The sequence below is a fragment of the Parafrankia sp. BMG5.11 genome (genome assembly GCF_004337455.1).
Window position 1 is genome coordinate 15,805 of record NZ_SJXI01000171.1, and the last position, 17,925, is coordinate 33,729.

Below are 17,925 nucleotides of genomic sequence, written 5' to 3' on the forward strand. Positions count from 1 at the left end.
TCCGCGTCAACGCGGGCCGGGGTCACCGGGCACGTTCACGCCTTCGGCCCACCGGCGACGTAGATCACCTGACCGGACACGAATCCCGCGCCCTCGCTCACCAGGAACGAGACGGTGTGGGCGATGTCCTCGGGCTCGCCGACCCTGGCCACGGGAATCTGGGCCGCGCGGGCGGCGGCGTAGTCGTCCCACGTGTGCCCCAGGCGCTCGGCCGTCGCCCGGGTCATCTCGGTCGCGATCAGACCGGGCGCCACCGCGTTGCAGGTGACGCCGAACTTCCCGAGCTCGATCGCCACCGTCTTGGTGAATCCCTGCAGGCCCGCCTTCGCCGCCGAGTAGTTCGCCTGGCCACGGTTACCCAGCGCCGACGTGCTCGACAGGTTCACGATCCGCCCGAAGCCCGCCTCGACCATGAACTTCTGCACAGCGCGGGTCGTCAGGAACGTGCCCCGCAGGTGCACCCCCATGACGAGGTCCCAGTCGGTCTCGGACATCTTGAACAGCAGGTTGTCGCGGGTGATCCCGGCGTTGTTCACCAGGACGGTCGGCCCGCCGAGCTCGGCGGCCACCCGCTCCACCGCGGCCGTGACCTGCTCGGCCTCGCTCACGTCCACGCCGAGGGCGATCGCGGTCCCGCCGGCGGCGACGATCGCCTCGACGGTGCCCTTCGACGCGCTCTCCTCCAGGTCGAGCGCCGCCACGGCCATGCCGTCGGCGGCGAGCCGGCGCGCCGTGGCGGCACCGATGCCGCGGGCGGCCCCCGTGACGATCGCGACGCGGTCCTGGGCAGCGGGCATGCTGGTCTCCTCGCACGATGACGTTCGCTTGTCGGACGAATGGCGACCGGGCCGCCCCGGGACCGCTTGGAACCGGGCGAGACCGGGCGGAGACCGGGTCGCCGAGAAAGTCTGTCAGGCGCCGACGACCGACGCGTCCAGGACGGCGACGACCTGCCCGGCGGGCCTCACGGGTAACGGGTTGACGCCGGGCTTCGAACGGCGGATCCCCGCCCCGCGGATCAGTCCGAACGACCTGCTCCGCGGGGAGGGGATCCGCCGGGCCAACGGAAATTGAATGGCCGTCGGCACGGAAACCGGCCATCGTTGATCTCGGCGGCACGCGGGGCACCGGTCCCGCGCCGTGACCGAGGAGTGATGCCCCGTGACCCCCGTCCACGAGCTGGCGGGAGCGACCGCGCCGATCTGGATGTGGACCTCTCCACAGGAGGTCGAAAGCGCCGCGCTCGACCAGCTCCGCACCATCGCGGAACTCCCCTACGTCCACCACCACGTCGCCGTCATGCCGGACGTCCACCTCGGCAAGGGCGCGACGGTCGGTTCGGTGATCGCGCTGCGTGACGCCGTCTCCCCGGCCGCCGTCGGCGTCGACATCGGATGCGGGATGGCCGCGCTGCGGACCAACCTGACCGCCGCCGACCTGCCCGATGACCTCGGGCCGGTACGGGCCGCGGTCGAGGCGGCCATCCCCGTCGGCCATCGCGGGCACACCGAGATCTCCCGCCGGGTCCGCGGCTACGCCGACCTGTGGGGGACCTTCGGCGACCTGCACCCCAAGGTCACCGGGCGCAGCGGCAGCATAGACCGGGTGATGGCGCAGATGGGCAGCCTGGGCTCGGGCAACCACTTCGTCGAGCTCTGCCTGGACACCGAGGACGCCGTCTGGCTCATGCTGCACTCGGGCTCGCGCAACATCGGCAAGACCCTCGCCGAGCTGCACATCGCGGCCGCGAAGAAGCTCCCGCACAACACCGGCCTGCGCGACCGGGACCTCTCCGTCTTCCTCGCCGGCACCCCCGAGATGGCCGCCTACCGGGCCGACCTCACCTGGGCGCAGACCTACGCGCGCCGCAACCGCGACACCATGCTCGCTCTCTACGTCGACGCGCTGCGCGACCACCTGCCCACGCTGCGCGTGCCGACCCCGCCCACGCACGGGCCGCACGCCGCCGACACCGCCTTCGCCGCGGTCAACTGCCACCACAACTACGTCGCCGAGGAGCACCACTACGGAGCGGACGTCCTGGTCACCCGCAAGGGCGCGATCTCGGCCCGGGCCGGCGAGTACGGGATCATCCCCGGCTCCATGGGCACCCGCTCATACATCGTCCGCGGCCTCGGTAGCGCCGAGTCGTTCCACTCGGCCGCGCACGGCGCCGGGCGGCGGATGAGCCGTACCCGTGCCCGCAAGGAGTTCACCACCGACGACCTCGTCGCCCAGACCACCGGCGTCGAGTGCCGCAAGGACCCCGGAGTCCTCGACGAGATCCCCGCCGCCTACAAGGACATCGACGCCGTCATCGCCCACCAGAGCGATCTCGTGGACGTCGCCGCCGAGCTGCGCGCCGTCCTCTGTGTGAAGGGCTGACCCGACCCGGACCAGCCCGCGTCCGCCCGGTCCGCGCTCCGCTGGCCGGGCGGGCGCTGCGTTGCCGGCGGGCGCCGGGCCGCCGGGCGGACGCGGGTCAGCGCGGTCCGTGGCCGTCCCGGACGGCGCCGCGGATCAGCTCGATCACCCAGCCGGCGACGCGGCTCGCCTGGCTGGCGTCCAGCTCCCACACGGTGATCAGGCGCTCGAACGACGGCACGCTCCAGAAGACGTCAAGGGCGGCGGCGACGAGCTCGCACTCGGCCGGCGACCAGTCGTCCGCGGCGGCGGCCACGGCGGCGACGAGCGCGTCGCGGCGGCGCCGGTCGAGCGCCGCGAACGTCGGGTCGCCGGTCGGCCCGCCGCTCGTGGGGAACGACGAGAGATAGGAGTAGACCCGGCCGATGACGTCGCCGAAGGCGTCCAGGCGGAGGGTGTCCACGTCCACGCCGGCCTCCTGCTCGAGGTGGCGCATCACCGCGTCACGCAGCCCCCGCTCGCTGCCGAAGTAGCGGTAGATCGTGCTCTCGTTGACCTGGGCACGCCGGGCGACGGCCCGCACGGTCAGCTCACGCCAGTCCCAGCTCGGGAACCCGTGGACCATCTCGGCTCCGGCCGCGACGATGCGTTCCCGGGTCCGCTCGGCCTGCTGACGGCGCACGGGGCTGTCGTAGGAACGGCGGCCCGACTCCGACTGCTCACCCTCGGGTCGCACCGCCGGCTCGGCCGCCGATGGCACCGCCCGCTCGGCCCCGGTGGACGCCGGCGGCCCGGCCGTGGGTGACGCCGCCGGATCGCGCGCGGGTCTAGCCACGACCGTGGAACGTGCGGTCGTTGCGCATCGCGGCACCTGCCTCGGTCTGGGGGCTCGCCTGCCCTGCCTGGCCAGTCTGCCAGTTCCCGGACGGGACGCCGTCCCGCGCGGCGGGCTCCCTGCGGGACGCAGCCGGACCAGAAATGGTGAGTGCTCACTCCCCAAGACCTTCCGGAGACCCACCCGCGCCCGCAGGACGCTCACGTCGCCGCGTCCCGACACCGGCCGACGAACCGGGTCACCAGGCATGATCCGGGGGCCTTGGCGCCCGGAGTCCAGGACGGCGGCACACCACTTTAAGGCGAGACTTCTCGCACGAATGGCGCTATGCTCCCCGGTCAGATCATCCTGAATGCCGTCGAACCAGGCATCAGGATTGCCCGCCTTCGCGGTCTCGGACCGCCCGTTCCGCATCGCCGTCACCAGCCGTCGAGCCGACACCGAGCCGTGCCGCCCACCTGGAAGCAGCCCCCGCGCCTGGAAACAGAGGATGAATCATCCCGATGAAGAAGTCAGGTACCCGCCGACACGATTACTGGGTCTACTGATGACCCTGGGCCTGGCGTTCACCGCCTGTTCCAGTTCCAGTTCCAGCGACGACGCCGACGGCGGGGAGACGACGGCCGCGCCCGACCTGACGGTGAACGGGGCGCCGGGGGTCACCCAGGACGAGATCCGCTTCTCGGTTCTCGGCACGAAGACCAACAACCCGACCGGCTCCTGCATGCTCGACTGCTTCTCCCGGGGGATCAAGGCCTGCTTCGCCTTCCGTAACAGCACGGGTGGGGTGCACGGCCGCAGGCTGACCGTCACCACCGAGATCGACGACGCGCTCGGGCAGAACCAGCAGGGCGCGCTGCAGATCATCACCAAGAACGACACGTTCGCCGACTTCGGCGCCGCGCAGCTGCCCACCTGCTGGGGTGACCTGGCCAAGGCCGGCGTCCCGCAGTACGTGTGGGCCATCCAGCCGCAGGCCATGGCCGGCCAGGACTCGATCTTCGGCAACGCCGGAGTGACCTGCCTGGAGTGCACGAACCGGACCTTCACGTACGCGGCGGAGCTCGCCGGCGCTAAGAAGATCGGCGCCCTCGGCTACGGGGTCTCGGAGAGCTCGAAGCGCTGCGCGTCGACCATCACCGACACGATCGAGCTCTACCACGACAAGACCGGCCAGGAGGTCGTGTACAAGAACGACGACCTGGCCTTCGGCCTGCCGAACGGGATCGGCCCCGAGGCTCCGCGATGAAGCGTGCCGGCGCCGACATGATCGGCACCTGCCTCGACCTCAACGGCATGAAGACGCTGACACAGGAGCTCGAGCGCCAGGGCATGGGCGACATCCCGCTTTACCATCCGAACACCTATGACCAGAAGTTCGTCGCCGCGGCGGGCGACCTGTTCGAGGGGGACTACATCGGCGTCGCCTTCCGCCCGTTCGAGGCCGACGCGAGCGGCAGCGCGCTCGCCGACTACTTCAAGTGGATGAACGAGACCGGCGCCGAGCCCACCGAGGCCGCGATGAACGACTGGATCGACGCCGACCTCGCCTACCAGGGAATTCTCGCCGCCGGACCCTCCTTTGACCGCGCCAAGGTCATCGCCGCGACGAACGTCATGACCGAGTACAGCGCGGACGGCCTGATCAATCCCATCGGCTGGAGCCGCCAGCACGAAAGCCCGACGCAGGACGACCCGGCGACCCACGACTACAAACAGGAGTGCTTCGCCGTGGTCCAGGTGCGGAACGGGAAGTTCAAGGTCGTGGGCGGTACGGAGAAGGATCTCTTCTTCTGCTGGCCGAACAACGACCGGTCGCGGTCCGAGCCCCGGCCCGCCAAGCATCAGCTGAGGCCGACCAGGCCGATCGTCACCTCGACCGGACGGATCAGGAACACAGTGGACGGCGGCACACCCGGCAACCGGGATCCCCGCGCCGCCGCCTCGTGCATCTCGTCCGCCGAGCTCGTGGACGCGAGCGCCATCCGCCGCGCTCCCACTCTCGACCACAAGTGAAGAAGTACTCACCCACTCCGCCCATCGGAGAACTGACGCGAGGTGGCCGGATCCCGCGGGCGCGAGCCTGGCGACGCGGACGCGAGCACGACGGCGCCGCCGCCGATCCTCCGCGCCGCGCTCGCGGGGGCGGGCCGCACCCTCGGGAGACGACGACGCAGCCACACTCGGCACCGGCACCGGCACCGGCACCGCGATCGTGCCCACGGGGCGGCCCGGCGTCGCGGGCGGGCCTCGCGGTGCCGGGCGACCGGGGCCGGTCTCGCCCTGCCCGGAGACAGCCGAGCGCTGACCGCCGGCATGCATCCCGACCCGGACGGATCACGTTCGGCGGTATTCCCATGCCGCCAGTTGACACCCCTGTCACGGTGCCGGCCGGCGACCCGGGACAGAATCATTCAACCAATTGTCGGCCAGCCGGTTCGACGCTGCCGCCGCCCGCTTCACGACCGGCCGAGAACCGCCCTTCACCCGGATTTATGAGAAGCGCCGCCGGGCCGCGGCCGATGTCACGATCAGTGCGGGATTCGTACTTCCCGAGGACCGGTCCGCACTAGTGGACCGCACCAAACCAGGCCGCATATCTGCCTGATTCCCCCCTGTTCCCGGCCTGGCAGCGACCTGTTCCCGGCGGCCACGCGGACGCCGGCCACGCCGTGCCGGGCGGCGCCCGACCGCGGCCGCCGGGCCGCCGTCCGGGCCCCGCGCGCGGGCGGCACCGGGGGCCGCGGCCGCCCGCGCCGGTCGGCGGGGGCGGGATGGGACCGCGCCGGCCCGGCCGCCCGGGCGTCCAAAACCGCTGTACCGGTGGGTGCCGGCGGCTTGGCACCGCCCAGCGGCCAGCGCGGCGGACCGGCGGCGCCGACCGTGCCGATCCGGCACCACGGGACGTCCCGACCATGCGCTCCCGGCCACGACGGGCCACCCCTGACTGCTCACCAGGACGCCACGGGCCAGGCCTCCTTGCAGCGCGAACGACCCGCACTCCAGTCCCGCCCGACCCGGCCGCATCCGGCCGTGATGGAAATCACGGGATCTTCGTTTCGACACCCCACCCGGCGAGTTCCCCACCCCGTTTCAGTGGCGACGAGCAGTGGCCTGGGTCACCGTTCCCCCGCACCACCCGAACCACGAGAGCTTCCTCACAGCAACATGCACGGGCAGCCGTCAACGCCACCCGGCCAGGCACCAAAAGAATGCTTAGAAAAGAATTCTCCAATGGACCGAAAACTTGCACAGAACGGCATTTTCATAACAGCGATATATGGGTTCCCCCCACGGGAACGACGTGTCCGATATGTCGCGACCACCACTGGGCCCACAAGATCAACATCGCCGGGGGGTGCCACCGAGCCCTACTCTGGCCCACGATGGGCTGGTCAGTGACGGTGCGGACGGAGGTGACACCGGGACACCCGAAATGTTGGCAACGGCGTGATCACCGGCTATAACTCTGTCCGAGAGATATCGGCGTATTCGCCGTCGGTGACGTTACGCAGACCGGTTCAGTCGTTGTCCGTGCGACCTTCGAAGGATCAAGGAAGCGAGCTGCATGCTGCTCACTGTTGCGAGACGTGTAGGCCGTAGCCTGCTGGTGGTCTTACTCGTGACCATGGGGGCCGTGGCGCTACTGAGCCTGGCTCCGGGGTCAGCGGCCTCCGTCATCCTGGGGGAGAACGCGACACCGGATGCCATCGCCGCTCTGAACGCCAAGCTGGGACTCGATCGGCCTCTGTGGTCGCAGTACACGCACTGGCTCGGCAACGCCGTCACCGGCGACCTGGGCACCTCCCCGGTGACCAACCAACCCGTCCTGGACGCGATCGTCGAGCGGCTGCCGGTCACCCTGCAGCTCGCCGCGATGGCTCTGGTCTTCGCGCTGCTCGTCGCCGTACTGCTGGCGGTGGTGTCCGCAAGCTGGCCGGGTACTCCGATCGACCGGGCGATCACCGCGCTGTCCTCGGTGTTCCTCTCCGTACCCGCCTTCATCGCGGGCCCGGTCATGATCTACTTCTTCGCGCTGCAGGCCGGGTGGTTCCCGGTGACGGGCTGGTCGCGCGTCAGCGAGGGCCTCGGAGACAACCTCCGCGGCGCCATCCTGCCCGTCCTCGCGATCTCCCTGACCGAGATCGCGTCCTTCCACCGGCTGCTGCGCACCGACCTGGTCGGCACGCTGCGTGAGGACTTCATCGGGGCGGCCCGCGCCAAGGGCATGAGCCCGTCCTACGTGATGTCCCGCCACGCCCTGCGGCCGTCCTCGTTCTCCCTGGTCACCCTCGTGGGCATCAACCTGGGCCGGCTGATCGGCGGCACGGTGATCGTGGAGTCCCTGTTCTCGCTGCCGGGCCTGGGCCAGCTCGTCGTCTACTCGATCACTGCCCGCGACATCATCACCGTTCAGGGCATCGTCGTGTTCATCGCCGTGGTCTACGTGGTCATCAACATGCTCGTGGATCTCAGTTACGGCTGGCTCGACCCGCGCGTCAGGAAGGCTGCCAACGCATGACCACCCCCGACGTGGTGGACCGCGAGGTCCACTTACCGCCGGCCCCGGCGCTGGACACGCCGATCGTCCCGGCGGTGCGAAAGTCCCGCTCGATCCTGGTGTACCTGGCGTACGTCTGGCTGATCGCGGTGATCGCGCTCGCCGCGCTGGCGGACGTGCTGCCGCTGGCGTCGTACTCCATTCCCATCGGGAAGCCGCGCCAGGGACCGGATTTCAGCTCGTTCGACCTGTGGCTGGGCACCGACCAGCAGGGCCGGTCGATCCTGTCGCGATGCGTGTACGGCGCGCGCGTCTCGCTCCTGGTCGGAACCGTGGCGGGCCTCATCGGGGCCGTCATCGGAACCCTGCTGGGCATGCTCGCCGGCTACCTCGGCAAGGCCGTCGACTGGATCATCCGGCTGATCACCGACGCGATGCTGGCGTTCCCGCCGCTGATCCTGCTCCTGGCGCTGTCGTCCATCCTCACGCCGAGCGTGCGGACGCTGCTGGTGGGCCTGACACTCCTGATCATCCCGACGTTCGTCCGGCTCGCGCTGGCGAACACCCTCGCCTGGTCGTCCCGCGAGTTCGTCACCGCCGCCCGCAACATGGGCGCGGGGCACACACGGATCCTGGTGAAGGAGATCCTCCCGAACCTGCTGCCACCGCTGGGCGCGTTCCTGCCGGTCGTGATGGCCGCGCTGATCGTGGCCGAAGGGTCGCTGAGCTTCCTGGGGATGGGCATCCCGCCGCCCCAGCCCAGCTGGGGCGGCATGATCTCCGACGGCAAGGAGGCCATCGCCGACTCCCCGCACATGGTGCTGGTGCCGGCGGTCGTCATCTTCTTCACCGTCTTCGCGCTCAACCAGGCGGGCGACCACCTGCGCAGCCGCTTCGACCGGACGATGCGCGACTGACGACCCGCCCGAGCAGGACGCGCGACCGAACGCACCCCACTTGGCGTGCGCGACTGGCTCTTCCCAGCGCGCACCGCCTGGGCCGTGAACAAACGGCGCTGCCCCCACCCGCCGTTTGCACGGCTTCCGTTCCACACTCTCCGTTTCTAGAGCTGACGAAAGGTCAACGATGTTCCGTAAGTCCCGGTTAGTCGCCACCGCTGTCGTGTGCGGCGCGGCACTCGCCCTGGGGGCCTGTGGTGGTGGAGGCGGTGACGACACCGCCTCGTCGACGAGCGGCGCCGCGGGCCAGCCGGTCGCCGGCGGCGAGGGCCGGATCCTGCTGCTGAGCGACCCGCGCAGCCTGGACCCGGCGACCCTCAGCAACCAGGCCGCGATCACCGCCCCGGTCGGCAACGCGCTGTACGGCACGCTGATGATCACCGACGAGGCCGGCAAGGTCAAGTACACGATGGCCGAGTCGTTCGCCACGACTGACAACGGCAAGACCTTCACGCTGAAGCTGAAGCCCGGCCTGGTGTTCTCGGACGGCACCCCGCTCAACGCGGAGGCCGTCAAGTTCAACTGGGACCGCATCAAGGACCCGACCGTCGGCTCCTCCTACGTCGTGGACGCGCGGATGATCGAGTCGACCGAGGTGGTCGACGACGTCACGCTGAAGGCCACGATGGTCAGCCCCGTGCCGGCGTACGCCCAGGCCGTCCTGAACTCGTCGCTGAACTGGATCGCCTCGCCCGACGCCCTGAAGGCCGGACGGGACTCCTTCGACAAGAACCCGATCGGCGCAGGGCCGTTCACCCTGGCGAGCTGGACCCGCCAGGCGGACATCAAGTTCGTCAAGAACCCCAAGTACTGGGACGCGCCCAAGCCCTACCTGGACCGCCTCACCATGCGCTCGGCGGTCGACGCCACCCAGCGCCTCAACACGGTGATCAGCGGCGGCGCCGACGTCGCGATCGACACGAACACGGTCAACATCGACAAGGCTGAGACGTCCGATCTCAACGCCGTGGTGACCACCCTCAACGGCGGCAACTTCATGGCGTTCAACTCGCGCCGGGCGCCGTTCGACGACATCCGCGCCCGCCGGGCGGTGTCGGCGGCGATCGACCTCGACGCGCTCAACCTCGCCGCCTACAACGGCACCGCCCCCATGCCTGACACGCTGTTCGACAAGACCTCGCCCCTCTTCTCGGACACGCCGCTACACAAGACGGACAAGGCTCTCGCCCAGAAGCTCCTCGACGAGCTCGCCGCCGACGGCAAGCCGGTGAAGTTCACCTTCTCCAGCTTCCCGTCCTCGGAGAACCGGGCGATCGCGGAGAACATCCAGGCCCAGCTGAGCGCCTTCAAGAACATCACGGTCTCCGTCAAGATCGTCGACCTCGGCCAGGTCGCGGCGCTGCGCACGACCTTCGACTTCGACCTGCTCGTCTCGTCGGCGTCCTTCCAGGACCCGGAGCCGCGGCTGTGGCAGGCGTTCAGCCAGGACTCCGTGGCGAACCTGTCCGGCGTCAAGGACAAGGAGCTCTCGGACGCGCTGCTCACGGGTCGGACCGCGACGACGGAGGCGGACCGCAAGGACGCCTACGCGACGGTGCAGAAGCGGCTGGTCGCGCTGAGCCCGGTCGTGTTCTACCAGCGGTCGACGAACGCGGCGATCGGCACCGCCAAGGTCGGCGGGATCGTCCAGTACGGCAGCGGCTCGCTGCTGGTCGAGGAACTCTGGATCAAGAAGTAGCCGTAGGTCCGGAGGATGGATGAGAGGTCCCTGCGCCCATGAGTACTGATCCTGTCCTGCAGGTGCGCAACCTGCGCGCCTACATCGGCACCCCGCGTGGAGTCGTGCGCGCCGTCGACGACGTCTCCCTCGACCTCGACCCCGCCCAGGCCATGGGCGTGGTCGGGGAGTCGGGGTCCGGCAAGTCGGTGATGGCCCGCGCGATCATGGGCCTGATGCCGGCGCGGTCCGGGTGCTCCGGCCAGGTGGTGTTCCAGGGCCGGGACCTGCTCACCCTCCCCCGCAAACAACGCGCCGAGATCTGGGGCAAGCAGATCGCCATGGTGTTCCAGGACCCGGGGCGATCGCTCAACCCGGTGGTCCGGGTGGAACGGCAGCTCACCGAGGGGATGCGCAAGCACCTCGGCGTCGGCCGCTCCGAAGCACGCGGTCGGGCCCTCGACCTCCTCCGGGAGGTCGGGGTGCCCGACCCCGAGCGGCGCCTGCGCAACTACCCGCACGAGCTCTCCGGCGGCATGCGGCAGCGGGTCATGATCGCGACCGCGCTCGCCTGCGAGCCGACACTGCTCATCGCCGACGAGCCGACCACGGCGCTGGACGTGACCGTCCAGCGCCAGATCCTCGACCTGTTACGCCGGGTCCAGCGCAATCACGGAATGTCCATGATTCTGATCAGCCACGACCTGGCGGTCGTCGCCGGCCGCACCGACCGGGTCGCGGTGATGTACGCGGGGCGCCTGGCCGAGGCCGGGGCCACCCGGCAGGTCTTCGAGGCCCCCCGGCACCGCTACACCCACGCGCTGCTCGAGGCGACCCCGACCATCGACCACGAGCGGCACGCACCGATGCGGCTCATCCAGGGCTCGCTGCCCAACCCCATCGACCCGCCCCCGGGATGCCGGTTCGCCGCGCGCTGCGGGCACGTCGACCCCAAGTGTGCCGACCCCGGGCCGCAGATGGTCTCCGTCGGTGCGGATCACGATGTCGCCTGCATCAGCCCGGTGCAGGACGGCGCCGCGGTCGTCCCCGGAGGTGAGCTCGTTGGCCGGTAGCGGAACCGCCCATCTGCGCGGCGAGGATGCGCTGCTCAGCGTGCGCGACCTGGTGGTCGAGTACCCGACCAAGGGCGGGGTGGTCCAGGCCGTCTCCAAGGTCAGCTTCGACGTCCTGCCCGGCGAGACGCTCGGGATCGTCGGTGAGTCCGGCTGTGGGAAGTCCACGACCGGGCGCGCCGTGCTCCGGCTGGACAGGCTGACCTCCGGCCAGATCACGTTCGCCGGCGAGCGCATCGAGGGAGTCGGCGAACGCCGGATGCGCGAGCTCCGCCGCTCCATCCAGATGATCTTCCAGGACCCGGTGGCGTCGCTGAACCCCCGCCGCAGCGTCAAGGACATCGTCGTCGAGGGTCTGGCGGTCGCCCGTGCCCCGGCGTCCGAACGGGCCACCGTGTCGGCGTCCGTCCTCGGACAGGTCGGGCTGGACGGCGACCGCTTCGCCGACATGCTGCCCCGCCAGCTCTCCGGCGGCCAGGCGCAGCGGGTGGCGATCGGCCGCGCGCTCGCGCTGCACCCGCGGCTGCTGATCTGCGACGAGCCGGTCTCCGCCCTGGACGTCTCCGTGCAGGCGCAGATCCTCAACCTGATCGAGGAGCTGAAGGCCGAGTTCGACCTGACCGTCGTGTTCATCGCGCACGACCTCGGGGTCGTACGGGCGGTCAGCGACGACGTCCTGGTCATGTACCTCGGCAAGGTGTGCGAGTTCGGCGACTCCGACCTGGTGTACGACCAGCCCGCCCACCCCTACACCCGGGCGCTGCTGGACTCCGTCCCGCTGACCGACCCGGAGCGCGGCTTCACCGGCCCCGCGTTGGAGGGCGATCTGCCCTCCCCGCTGTCCCCGCCGACGGGATGCCGTTTCCGCACCCGGTGCCCGTTGGCCGAGGAGCGCTGCGCCTCCGAGGAGCCGGAGATCCGCGAGGTCCGCCCGGGCCAGTACGTGGCCTGCCACTTCCCGCTGACCTCACCGCTGGCCGAATCGGCGGCCGCGGCAGCGGCCACGGAGGTGGCCACGCCGGTCACCGCCACCCTGACCGAGACCACGCCCGACGCCACCGAGCCCCCGGCGAGCGAGCTCACAGTCACCACACCCGAGGCCACCAAGCCCCCGGTCACCGAAGAGCCCTCGGTCACCGAGCCCGCAGCCGCCAAGTCGGTGACGGCCGAGCCCGCAGCCACCGAGCCGGTGACGGCCGAGCCTGTGGCGGCCGAGCCGGTCGCAGGCAAGCCCGCGGCCAGCGAGCCCGCGGTCGCGGCCGCCAAGCTCACGCCCGGCGAACCGGCGACTGCGACGGCGGCGGAGCCCACGGCTGTCGAGTCCAAGGTCGCCGAGTCCAAGGTCGCCAAGCCCAAGGTCGCCAAGCCCAAGGTCGCCAAGCCCGTGGTGGCCGAGCCCACGCTCGCCACGTCGGTGACCGCCGAGCCCGCGCTCGCCAAGGCCGCCGCGGCACCCGCCACCACGGGCGACGAGGCGGCGGCCGCGGACGACCAGGCCGCGGACGACCAGGCCGCGGACGACCAGGCCGCGGACGACCAGGCGGCGGGCGACCCGCCGACGGTCGAATCGGCCGTCGGTGAGCAGACCGCGACCGCGACCGAGGCCTCGACGACGCCGACCACCGACGAGTCAGTGGCGGCCGGGACCGCCGCCGTGCCAACCCCGGCCACCGACGACCCGGCCACGGCCGAGACCGCGACGACGCCGAGTGGCACCGCGGCGCCCGCGAGCACCGAGCCTCCCACGGCTACAGCGACCACGGAGCAGGCCACGGACGCTGGTGACCCGCCCACCGTCGAGACGACCGTGAGCGACGACGCGGACGGCAGCGCAGCCGGGGAGACGAAGAAGACCTCTGGGGGCACCACCGCCTGACCTGGAGCCGATCCCAGATTTCCGGGATCGGCTCCGGCAACGCCGCATCAGACCTTGGTCTGCGCCTGGGGCCTCGCTTGCCGGAGGCCCCAGGCGGTGGCACGTACGTCGGGCGAGATGAGCCGTCAGCGAGGACACACCTCGGGCGTCACCCGTTGAGCAGGGGATTGTCCCAGGTGTCGAGGGCGGCGACCTTGTGCAGCGGACGGCGGCGGACCGGTCCGTGCTTGCCCACCGGCCAGCCGACGGACACCAGCGAGGCGATCCGCCATTCGTCCGGGATACCGACGACGGCACGCAGTTTCTCCTCAGCGAAGGTGAACCACGTGCTCGGGACGGTGCCCAGGCCCTCGGCACGCGCGGCGAGCAGGAAGTTCTGCATCGCCGGGTAGATCGAGCCGCCCTCGATGAACTCGGGCACGAAGCCCGTCAGCCGGTAGCAGAACAGCACGTAGACGGGCACGCTCTCGAAGTTGTCGACGAGGTGCAGCATCGTGCGGGTCAGCCGGGCCTCGCGCGAGTCGTCGTCGGGCGCCGGCCGCTCGTCGGCCTGGCCGTAGATGGTGCGGACCCAGTCCCACCCCTCGCGGAACGCCGGGCCGAGCACGGCGCGGACCTCCGGGGAGCGCAGCACGACGAACCGCCAGGACTGGGCGTTGGACCCCGACGGCGCCCAGGTCGCCGCCTCCAGGCAGCGGGCGAGCACCTCGTCGGAGACCGGGTCGGGCCGGAAACGGCGCAGCGAGCGCGCGGTACGCATGGCCTCGCGGAGCTCGATGGCGGGCGCAGCGGATCCCGGTTCCAGATCACTCATTCGGCAGCTACTCCTCTGGTCCGACCCGCGACGGGCATGGCGACATGTCAACCTTCACCACACCCGTGACGCGCGTCAAACCGCCCGGAGCCCACGGCCCGCGGCGGGGAGCCGGCGGCGCTCCCGGCGGAGCGCCGCCGCGTACCGCGAACCTCGATCAGGTCAGATTCTCGTCAGCCCACTCCAGCAGTACGGGGGCGAGTTTCGGCCAGTTGAAGAAAAGACCTTCCTTCGTCGCCTCCGGGGTGTGCCGGTCGTTCCATTCAGTGTCGCTCCACGGCGGCTCCTTGAGCTCCGCCCTGGGCAGCAGCTGCGCAATCTGCTCGGAGGTCTCCCGCCGGTGGTGAATATCACTGACGCCGCTGCGCAGGACAAGCGCCGGGATATCGAGCTTGCGCGCGTCGTCATCGGGAAGGCCGGGCACGAGCTCGCCTTCCCGCGGGCAGTAGACCGACATCCAGCGTTCCATGGTGGCCAGGAACTCCTTGCGGTCCTGGTCGAGAATACGCTGGCGGTTCCCCGGGTTACGGCTGATGGGCTCGCTCCATTCCGGGAGCGCCGCGACCGCTTCCATTCCGTCGTTCCAGGCGGCGGTGAACGAGCCGCTGCCGTAGTGCACACCAATGCTCATCAGACCGTAGATGCCACCGCTGAGCCACCAGATGGCCAGGCCGGAGGTGACGTCCCGATGACGTGCGGCCGTGAGCAGCGACACCCTGGAGCCACCCGAGCCGCCCGCGATGACCGTGGGCCCGAGGTCAAGATGCCTGATCAGCGCGGCGAGCGTGTCCGCCTGCATCTCCGACTCGGACGCCCCGTCGAAGCTGACGTCGGACTCGCCGGTGTTCGGCCGGTCCCAGATCAGAACCCGCCGACCGGTCAGCGCGATCTCCTGGGCCAGCTCGCGCACACCCGGCGTGTCCTTGCTGTAACGCCCACCCGGCGTGATCGCCCAGGGCTGGCCTGTCTCGCCGATCAGCTCGTAGGCGACCGACAACCCGTTAACTGTTGCTCGTGTCATGAGTCACATATTAACATCGACATCCATGTCGATATCTTTGAAAGAGAGCGACCTGTTCATCGTCGATGCGGATTCGCACTGGTCAGAGCCCCCGGATCTGTTCACCAAGCGTGCACCGGCTGCATACCGTGACCGGGTGCCTCGCGTAGAGGATGTCGACGGCACCCCGATGTGGGTCTTCGACGGTAAGCCTGTCGGGCGTTTCAGCGCAGCCGGTGTCATCGGCCGCGACGGCCACAAGGAGAGCGCGGACACCGCGCTGCACCACTGGACGATCGACCAGGTCCACGTCGGCGCCTACGATCCGGCCGTCCGCCTGGGCGTGCTCGACGAGTGCGGCATCGACGCGCAGATCATCTTTCCGAGCACGATCGGCCTCGGCGGCCAGGACCTGGGCGCGGCCAGTGACCCCGCGCTGACCCGGCTCTCGGTCGAGATCTACAACGACGCCATGGCCGAGATCCAGAGCGACTCGGGGAACCGGTTGTTACCCCTGCCGCTCATGCCGGCCTGGGACGTCGACCTGTGCGTCGCCGAGGCCCGCCGGGTCCACGCCCTCGGCGCACGCGGGGTCAACATGACCTCGGACCCGCAGGACCTGGGCGCCCCCGACCTCGCCAACCCGGCCTGGGACCCGTTCTGGGAGGTGTGCACCGAACTGCAACTGCCGGTCCACTTCCACATCGGGGCCAGCGTGACCACGATGACGTTCTACGGTAAGTACCCGTGGCCGTCACACGACAACAACACCAAGCTCGCCATCGGCGGCACACTGCTGTTCATCGGGAACGCACGGGTGGTGACGAATCTGATCCTCTCCGGGATCTTCGACCGGCACCCCGACCTGAAGACGGTGTCGGTGGAGAGCGGTGTCGGCTGGATCCCGTTCATCCTCGAGGCGTTGGACTACGAGATGTCCGAGAACGCTCCCGAGGAGCTCGGCCGGATGCGCAAGCCGCCGTCCGAGTACTTCCGGAGCAACATCTACGCCACGTTCTGGTTCGAGAAGAACCGGAACAAGCTCCCGGCACTGATCGACGCGGTCGGCGAGGACAACATCCTCTTCGAGACGGACTTCCCCCACCCGACCTGCCTCTATCCCGACCCGCTGGGGACCGTCGGGCCGAAGCTGGCCACGTTGTCTCCGCAGGCCCGGGCGAAGATCCTGGGAGAGAACGCCCGCAGGCTGTACCGCCTCTGAACCAGTCAGCCGGGGCAGCCGGGGGTCCTGCCCCGGTCGCCCCGGCGCTTCATGTCCAGACACAATCGGGCATCCGTACAGGATGCGAGTCAGGAGTAGGAACGCGTGAAGACGATCGGGCACTGGATCAACGGCAAGTCCGCCCCCTCGGCCTCCGGCCGCGTCGGCCGCGTCTTCGACCCGGGCCGCGGAGTGCAGACCGGGGAGGTCACCCTCGCCTCCCCCGCGGAGGTCGACGACGTGGTGCGCGTCGCCCGGGACGCCGCCGTGAGCTGGGGCGCGTCCTCGCTCAGCAACCGCTCGACGCTGCTGTTCCGGCTACGCGAGCTGCTCGACGCCAGCCGTGACGAGCTCGCCGCGGCCGTCGCCGCCGAGCACGGCAAGGTGCACTCCGACGCGCTCGGCGAGGTCGCCCGCGGCATCGAGTGCGTCGAGTTCGCCTGCGGCATCCCCCATCTGCTGAAGGGCTCGCACAGCTCGGAGGTCTCCCGGGGCGTCGACGTCCACACCGAGCTGCACCCGGTCGGCGTGGTCGCGGGCATCACCCCGTTCAACTTCCCCGTCATGGTGCCGCTGTGGATGCTGGCCAACGCGGTGGCGACCGGCAACACCTTCATCCTCAAGCCCTCGGAGAAGGACCCGTCGGCCTCGCTGATCCTGGCCGACCTCGTCACCCGGGCCGGTTTCCCGGACGGCGTGTTCAACGTCCTGCAGGGCGACGCCGAGGCGGTGCGCGCCCTGCTCACCCACCCCGGGGTGGACGCCGTGTCGTTCGTCGGCAGCACCCCGGTGGCCCGCTCCATCTACGAGACGGGCACCGCCGCCGGCAAGCGGGTGCAGGCACTCGGCGGCGCGAAGAACCACATGGTTGTGCTGCCGGACGCCGACATCGAGTCGGCCGCGAACGCCGCCATCTCGGCCGGCTACGGGTCCGCCGGCGAGCGCTGCATGGCGATCTCGGTCGTGGTCGCGGTCGGCGCGGTCGCCGACCCGCTGGTCGACGCGATCGCCGCACGCATCCCCGACGTGGTGGTCGGCCCGGCCTCGGACGAGTCGTCCCAGATGGGCCCCCTGATCACCGCCGAGCACCGCGACCGGGTCCGGTCCTACGTCCAGGGCGCGACCGACGAGGGTGCCCGCGTCGTCGTCGACGGCTCCGCCGGCCGTGAGGAGGGGTACTTCGTCGGCTGCTCGCTGCTGGACGGCGTCAGGCCGGGGATGCGCGTCTACGACGACGAGATCTTCGGCCCGGTCCTGAGCGTGGTGCGGGTGGACAGCTACGACGAGGCCATCCAGCTGATCAACAGCAACCAGTACGGCAACGGCGTGGCGCTGTTCACCCAGGACGGCGGCGCTGCCCGCCGCTTCACCCGCCAGGTCGACGTCGGCATGATCGGGATCAACGTGCCGATCCCGGTGCCGGTCGCCTGGCACTCGTTCGGCGGCTGGAAGGCGTCCATCTTCGGCGACGCCCCGATCTACGGCCCGGAGGGGATCCGCTTCTACACCCGGCCGAAGGTCGTCACCTCACGGTGGCCAGAGTCGACCCCCACCGCCGTCGACCTGGTCTTCCCCGCGAACCGCTGACAGCCCCGGGTTCCGG

Annotated in this window: 14 protein-coding genes; 10 read left to right on the forward strand and 4 right to left on the reverse strand. The window is 70.4% G+C overall.

Annotation, left to right across the window (positions count from 1 at the left end; translation table 11 throughout):
* Nucleotides 1-35 precede the first annotated feature (35 nt).
* Nucleotides 36-797 carry a 3-oxoacyl-ACP reductase FabG gene (gene fabG, locus E0504_RS48955; RefSeq protein ID WP_112106633.1) on the reverse strand — a complete coding sequence of 254 codons (762 nt, stop codon included), beginning with the start codon at nt 795-797 and terminating at the stop codon, nt 36-38.
* A gap of 364 nt (nt 798-1,161) precedes the next feature.
* Here fabG and E0504_RS48960 point away from each other — a divergent pair, with 364 nt between their 5' ends.
* Entirely contained in the window at nt 1,162-2,385 is a 1,224-nt protein-coding gene (locus E0504_RS48960; RefSeq protein WP_071063256.1) for an RtcB family protein, read from the forward strand.
* Between the two features lie 97 nt (nt 2,386-2,482).
* On the opposite strand, the gene E0504_RS48965 is transcribed toward E0504_RS48960, so the two are convergent.
* Entirely contained in the window at nt 2,483-3,124 is a 642-nt protein-coding gene (locus E0504_RS48965) for a TetR/AcrR family transcriptional regulator (RefSeq protein ID WP_112106634.1), read from the reverse strand.
* 622 nt (nt 3,125-3,746) lie between these two features.
* On the opposite strand from E0504_RS48965, the gene E0504_RS53930 reads away from it, so the two are divergent.
* From E0504_RS53930 to E0504_RS48995, 7 genes are all read left to right on the forward strand, one after another.
* A complete protein-coding gene (locus E0504_RS53930) occupies nt 3,747-4,448 on the forward strand; it encodes a hypothetical protein (protein ID WP_306769443.1) in 702 nt (233 codons plus the stop codon).
* Complete coding sequence (locus tag E0504_RS53935) at nt 4,445-5,215, forward strand: ABC transporter substrate-binding protein (RefSeq protein ID WP_306769444.1); 771 nt, start codon at nt 4,445-4,447, stop codon at nt 5,213-5,215. The genes E0504_RS53930 and E0504_RS53935 overlap by 4 nt, the downstream gene beginning before the upstream one ends.
* A 1,552-nt stretch (nt 5,216-6,767) precedes the next feature.
* The gene (locus tag E0504_RS48975) at nt 6,768-7,721 is read left to right on the forward strand and encodes an ABC transporter permease (RefSeq protein WP_112106635.1); all 954 of its coding nucleotides are present in this window, start codon (nt 6,768-6,770) and stop codon (nt 7,719-7,721) included.
* Nucleotides 7,718-8,617, forward strand: a complete 900-nt coding sequence (locus E0504_RS48980; protein ID WP_112106636.1) for an ABC transporter permease — start codon at nt 7,718-7,720, stop codon at nt 8,615-8,617. Before E0504_RS48975 ends, E0504_RS48980 begins: the two co-directional genes overlap by 4 nt.
* A 169-nt stretch (nt 8,618-8,786) precedes the next feature.
* On the forward strand, nt 8,787-10,358 hold the full coding sequence (locus tag E0504_RS48985) for an ABC transporter substrate-binding protein (protein ID WP_112106637.1): 1,572 nt from the start codon (nt 8,787-8,789) through the stop codon (nt 10,356-10,358).
* A gap of 38 nt (nt 10,359-10,396) precedes the next feature.
* Entirely contained in the window at nt 10,397-11,410 is a 1,014-nt protein-coding gene (locus E0504_RS48990; RefSeq protein WP_112106638.1) for an ABC transporter ATP-binding protein, read from the forward strand.
* Nucleotides 11,391-13,286 (forward strand): ABC transporter ATP-binding protein, encoded by a 1,896-nt coding sequence (locus E0504_RS48995; protein ID WP_243657995.1) that lies wholly within the window; start codon nt 11,391-11,393, stop codon nt 13,284-13,286. Before E0504_RS48990 ends, E0504_RS48995 begins: the two co-directional genes overlap by 20 nt.
* Before the next feature lie 148 nt (nt 13,287-13,434).
* Here E0504_RS48995 and E0504_RS49000 read toward each other — a convergent pair whose 3' ends face one another.
* Together E0504_RS49000 and E0504_RS49005 are read right to left on the reverse strand one after the other, a co-directional pair.
* The gene (locus E0504_RS49000; protein ID WP_071063271.1) at nt 13,435-14,100 is read right to left on the reverse strand and encodes a nitroreductase family protein; all 666 of its coding nucleotides are present in this window, start codon (nt 14,098-14,100) and stop codon (nt 13,435-13,437) included.
* Nucleotides 14,101-14,257: 157 nt separating this feature from the next.
* Entirely contained in the window at nt 14,258-15,121 is an 864-nt protein-coding gene (locus E0504_RS49005) for an alpha/beta fold hydrolase (protein ID WP_131628002.1), read from the reverse strand.
* 25 nt (nt 15,122-15,146) lie between these two features.
* Between E0504_RS49005 and E0504_RS49010 the strand changes: the two genes are divergently transcribed.
* Together E0504_RS49010 and E0504_RS49015 are read left to right on the forward strand one after the other, a co-directional pair.
* The gene (locus tag E0504_RS49010) at nt 15,147-16,322 is read left to right on the forward strand and encodes an amidohydrolase family protein (protein WP_200835306.1); all 1,176 of its coding nucleotides are present in this window, start codon (nt 15,147-15,149) and stop codon (nt 16,320-16,322) included.
* Between the two features lie 105 nt (nt 16,323-16,427).
* On the forward strand, nt 16,428-17,909 hold the full coding sequence (locus tag E0504_RS49015; RefSeq protein WP_131628004.1) for a CoA-acylating methylmalonate-semialdehyde dehydrogenase: 1,482 nt from the start codon (nt 16,428-16,430) through the stop codon (nt 17,907-17,909).
* The last annotated feature ends 16 nt before the right edge of the window (nt 17,910-17,925 follow it).

Excerpts from the sequence above, each read along its gene's own strand:
- fabG (WP_112106633.1), bottom strand. The coding sequence starts at position 797 with ATGCCCGCTGCCCAGGACCGCGTCGCGATCGTCACGGGGGCCGCCCGC.
- E0504_RS53930 (WP_306769443.1), top strand. The coding sequence starts at position 3,747 with ATGACCCTGGGCCTGGCGTTCACCGCCTGTTCCAGTTCCAGTTCCAGC.
- E0504_RS53935 (WP_306769444.1), top strand. The coding sequence starts at position 4,445 with ATGAAGCGTGCCGGCGCCGACATGATCGGCACCTGCCTCGACCTCAAC.
- E0504_RS48975 (WP_112106635.1), top strand. The coding sequence starts at position 6,768 with ATGCTGCTCACTGTTGCGAGACGTGTAGGCCGTAGCCTGCTGGTGGTC.
- E0504_RS48980 (WP_112106636.1), top strand. The coding sequence starts at position 7,718 with ATGACCACCCCCGACGTGGTGGACCGCGAGGTCCACTTACCGCCGGCC.
- E0504_RS48985 (WP_112106637.1), top strand. The coding sequence starts at position 8,787 with ATGTTCCGTAAGTCCCGGTTAGTCGCCACCGCTGTCGTGTGCGGCGCG.
- E0504_RS48990 (WP_112106638.1), top strand. The coding sequence starts at position 10,397 with ATGAGTACTGATCCTGTCCTGCAGGTGCGCAACCTGCGCGCCTACATC.
- E0504_RS49000 (WP_071063271.1), bottom strand. The coding sequence starts at position 14,100 with ATGAGTGATCTGGAACCGGGATCCGCTGCGCCCGCCATCGAGCTCCGC.
- E0504_RS49005 (WP_131628002.1), bottom strand. The coding sequence starts at position 15,121 with ATGACACGAGCAACAGTTAACGGGTTGTCGGTCGCCTACGAGCTGATC.
- E0504_RS49010 (WP_200835306.1), top strand. The coding sequence starts at position 15,147 with ATGTCGATATCTTTGAAAGAGAGCGACCTGTTCATCGTCGATGCGGAT.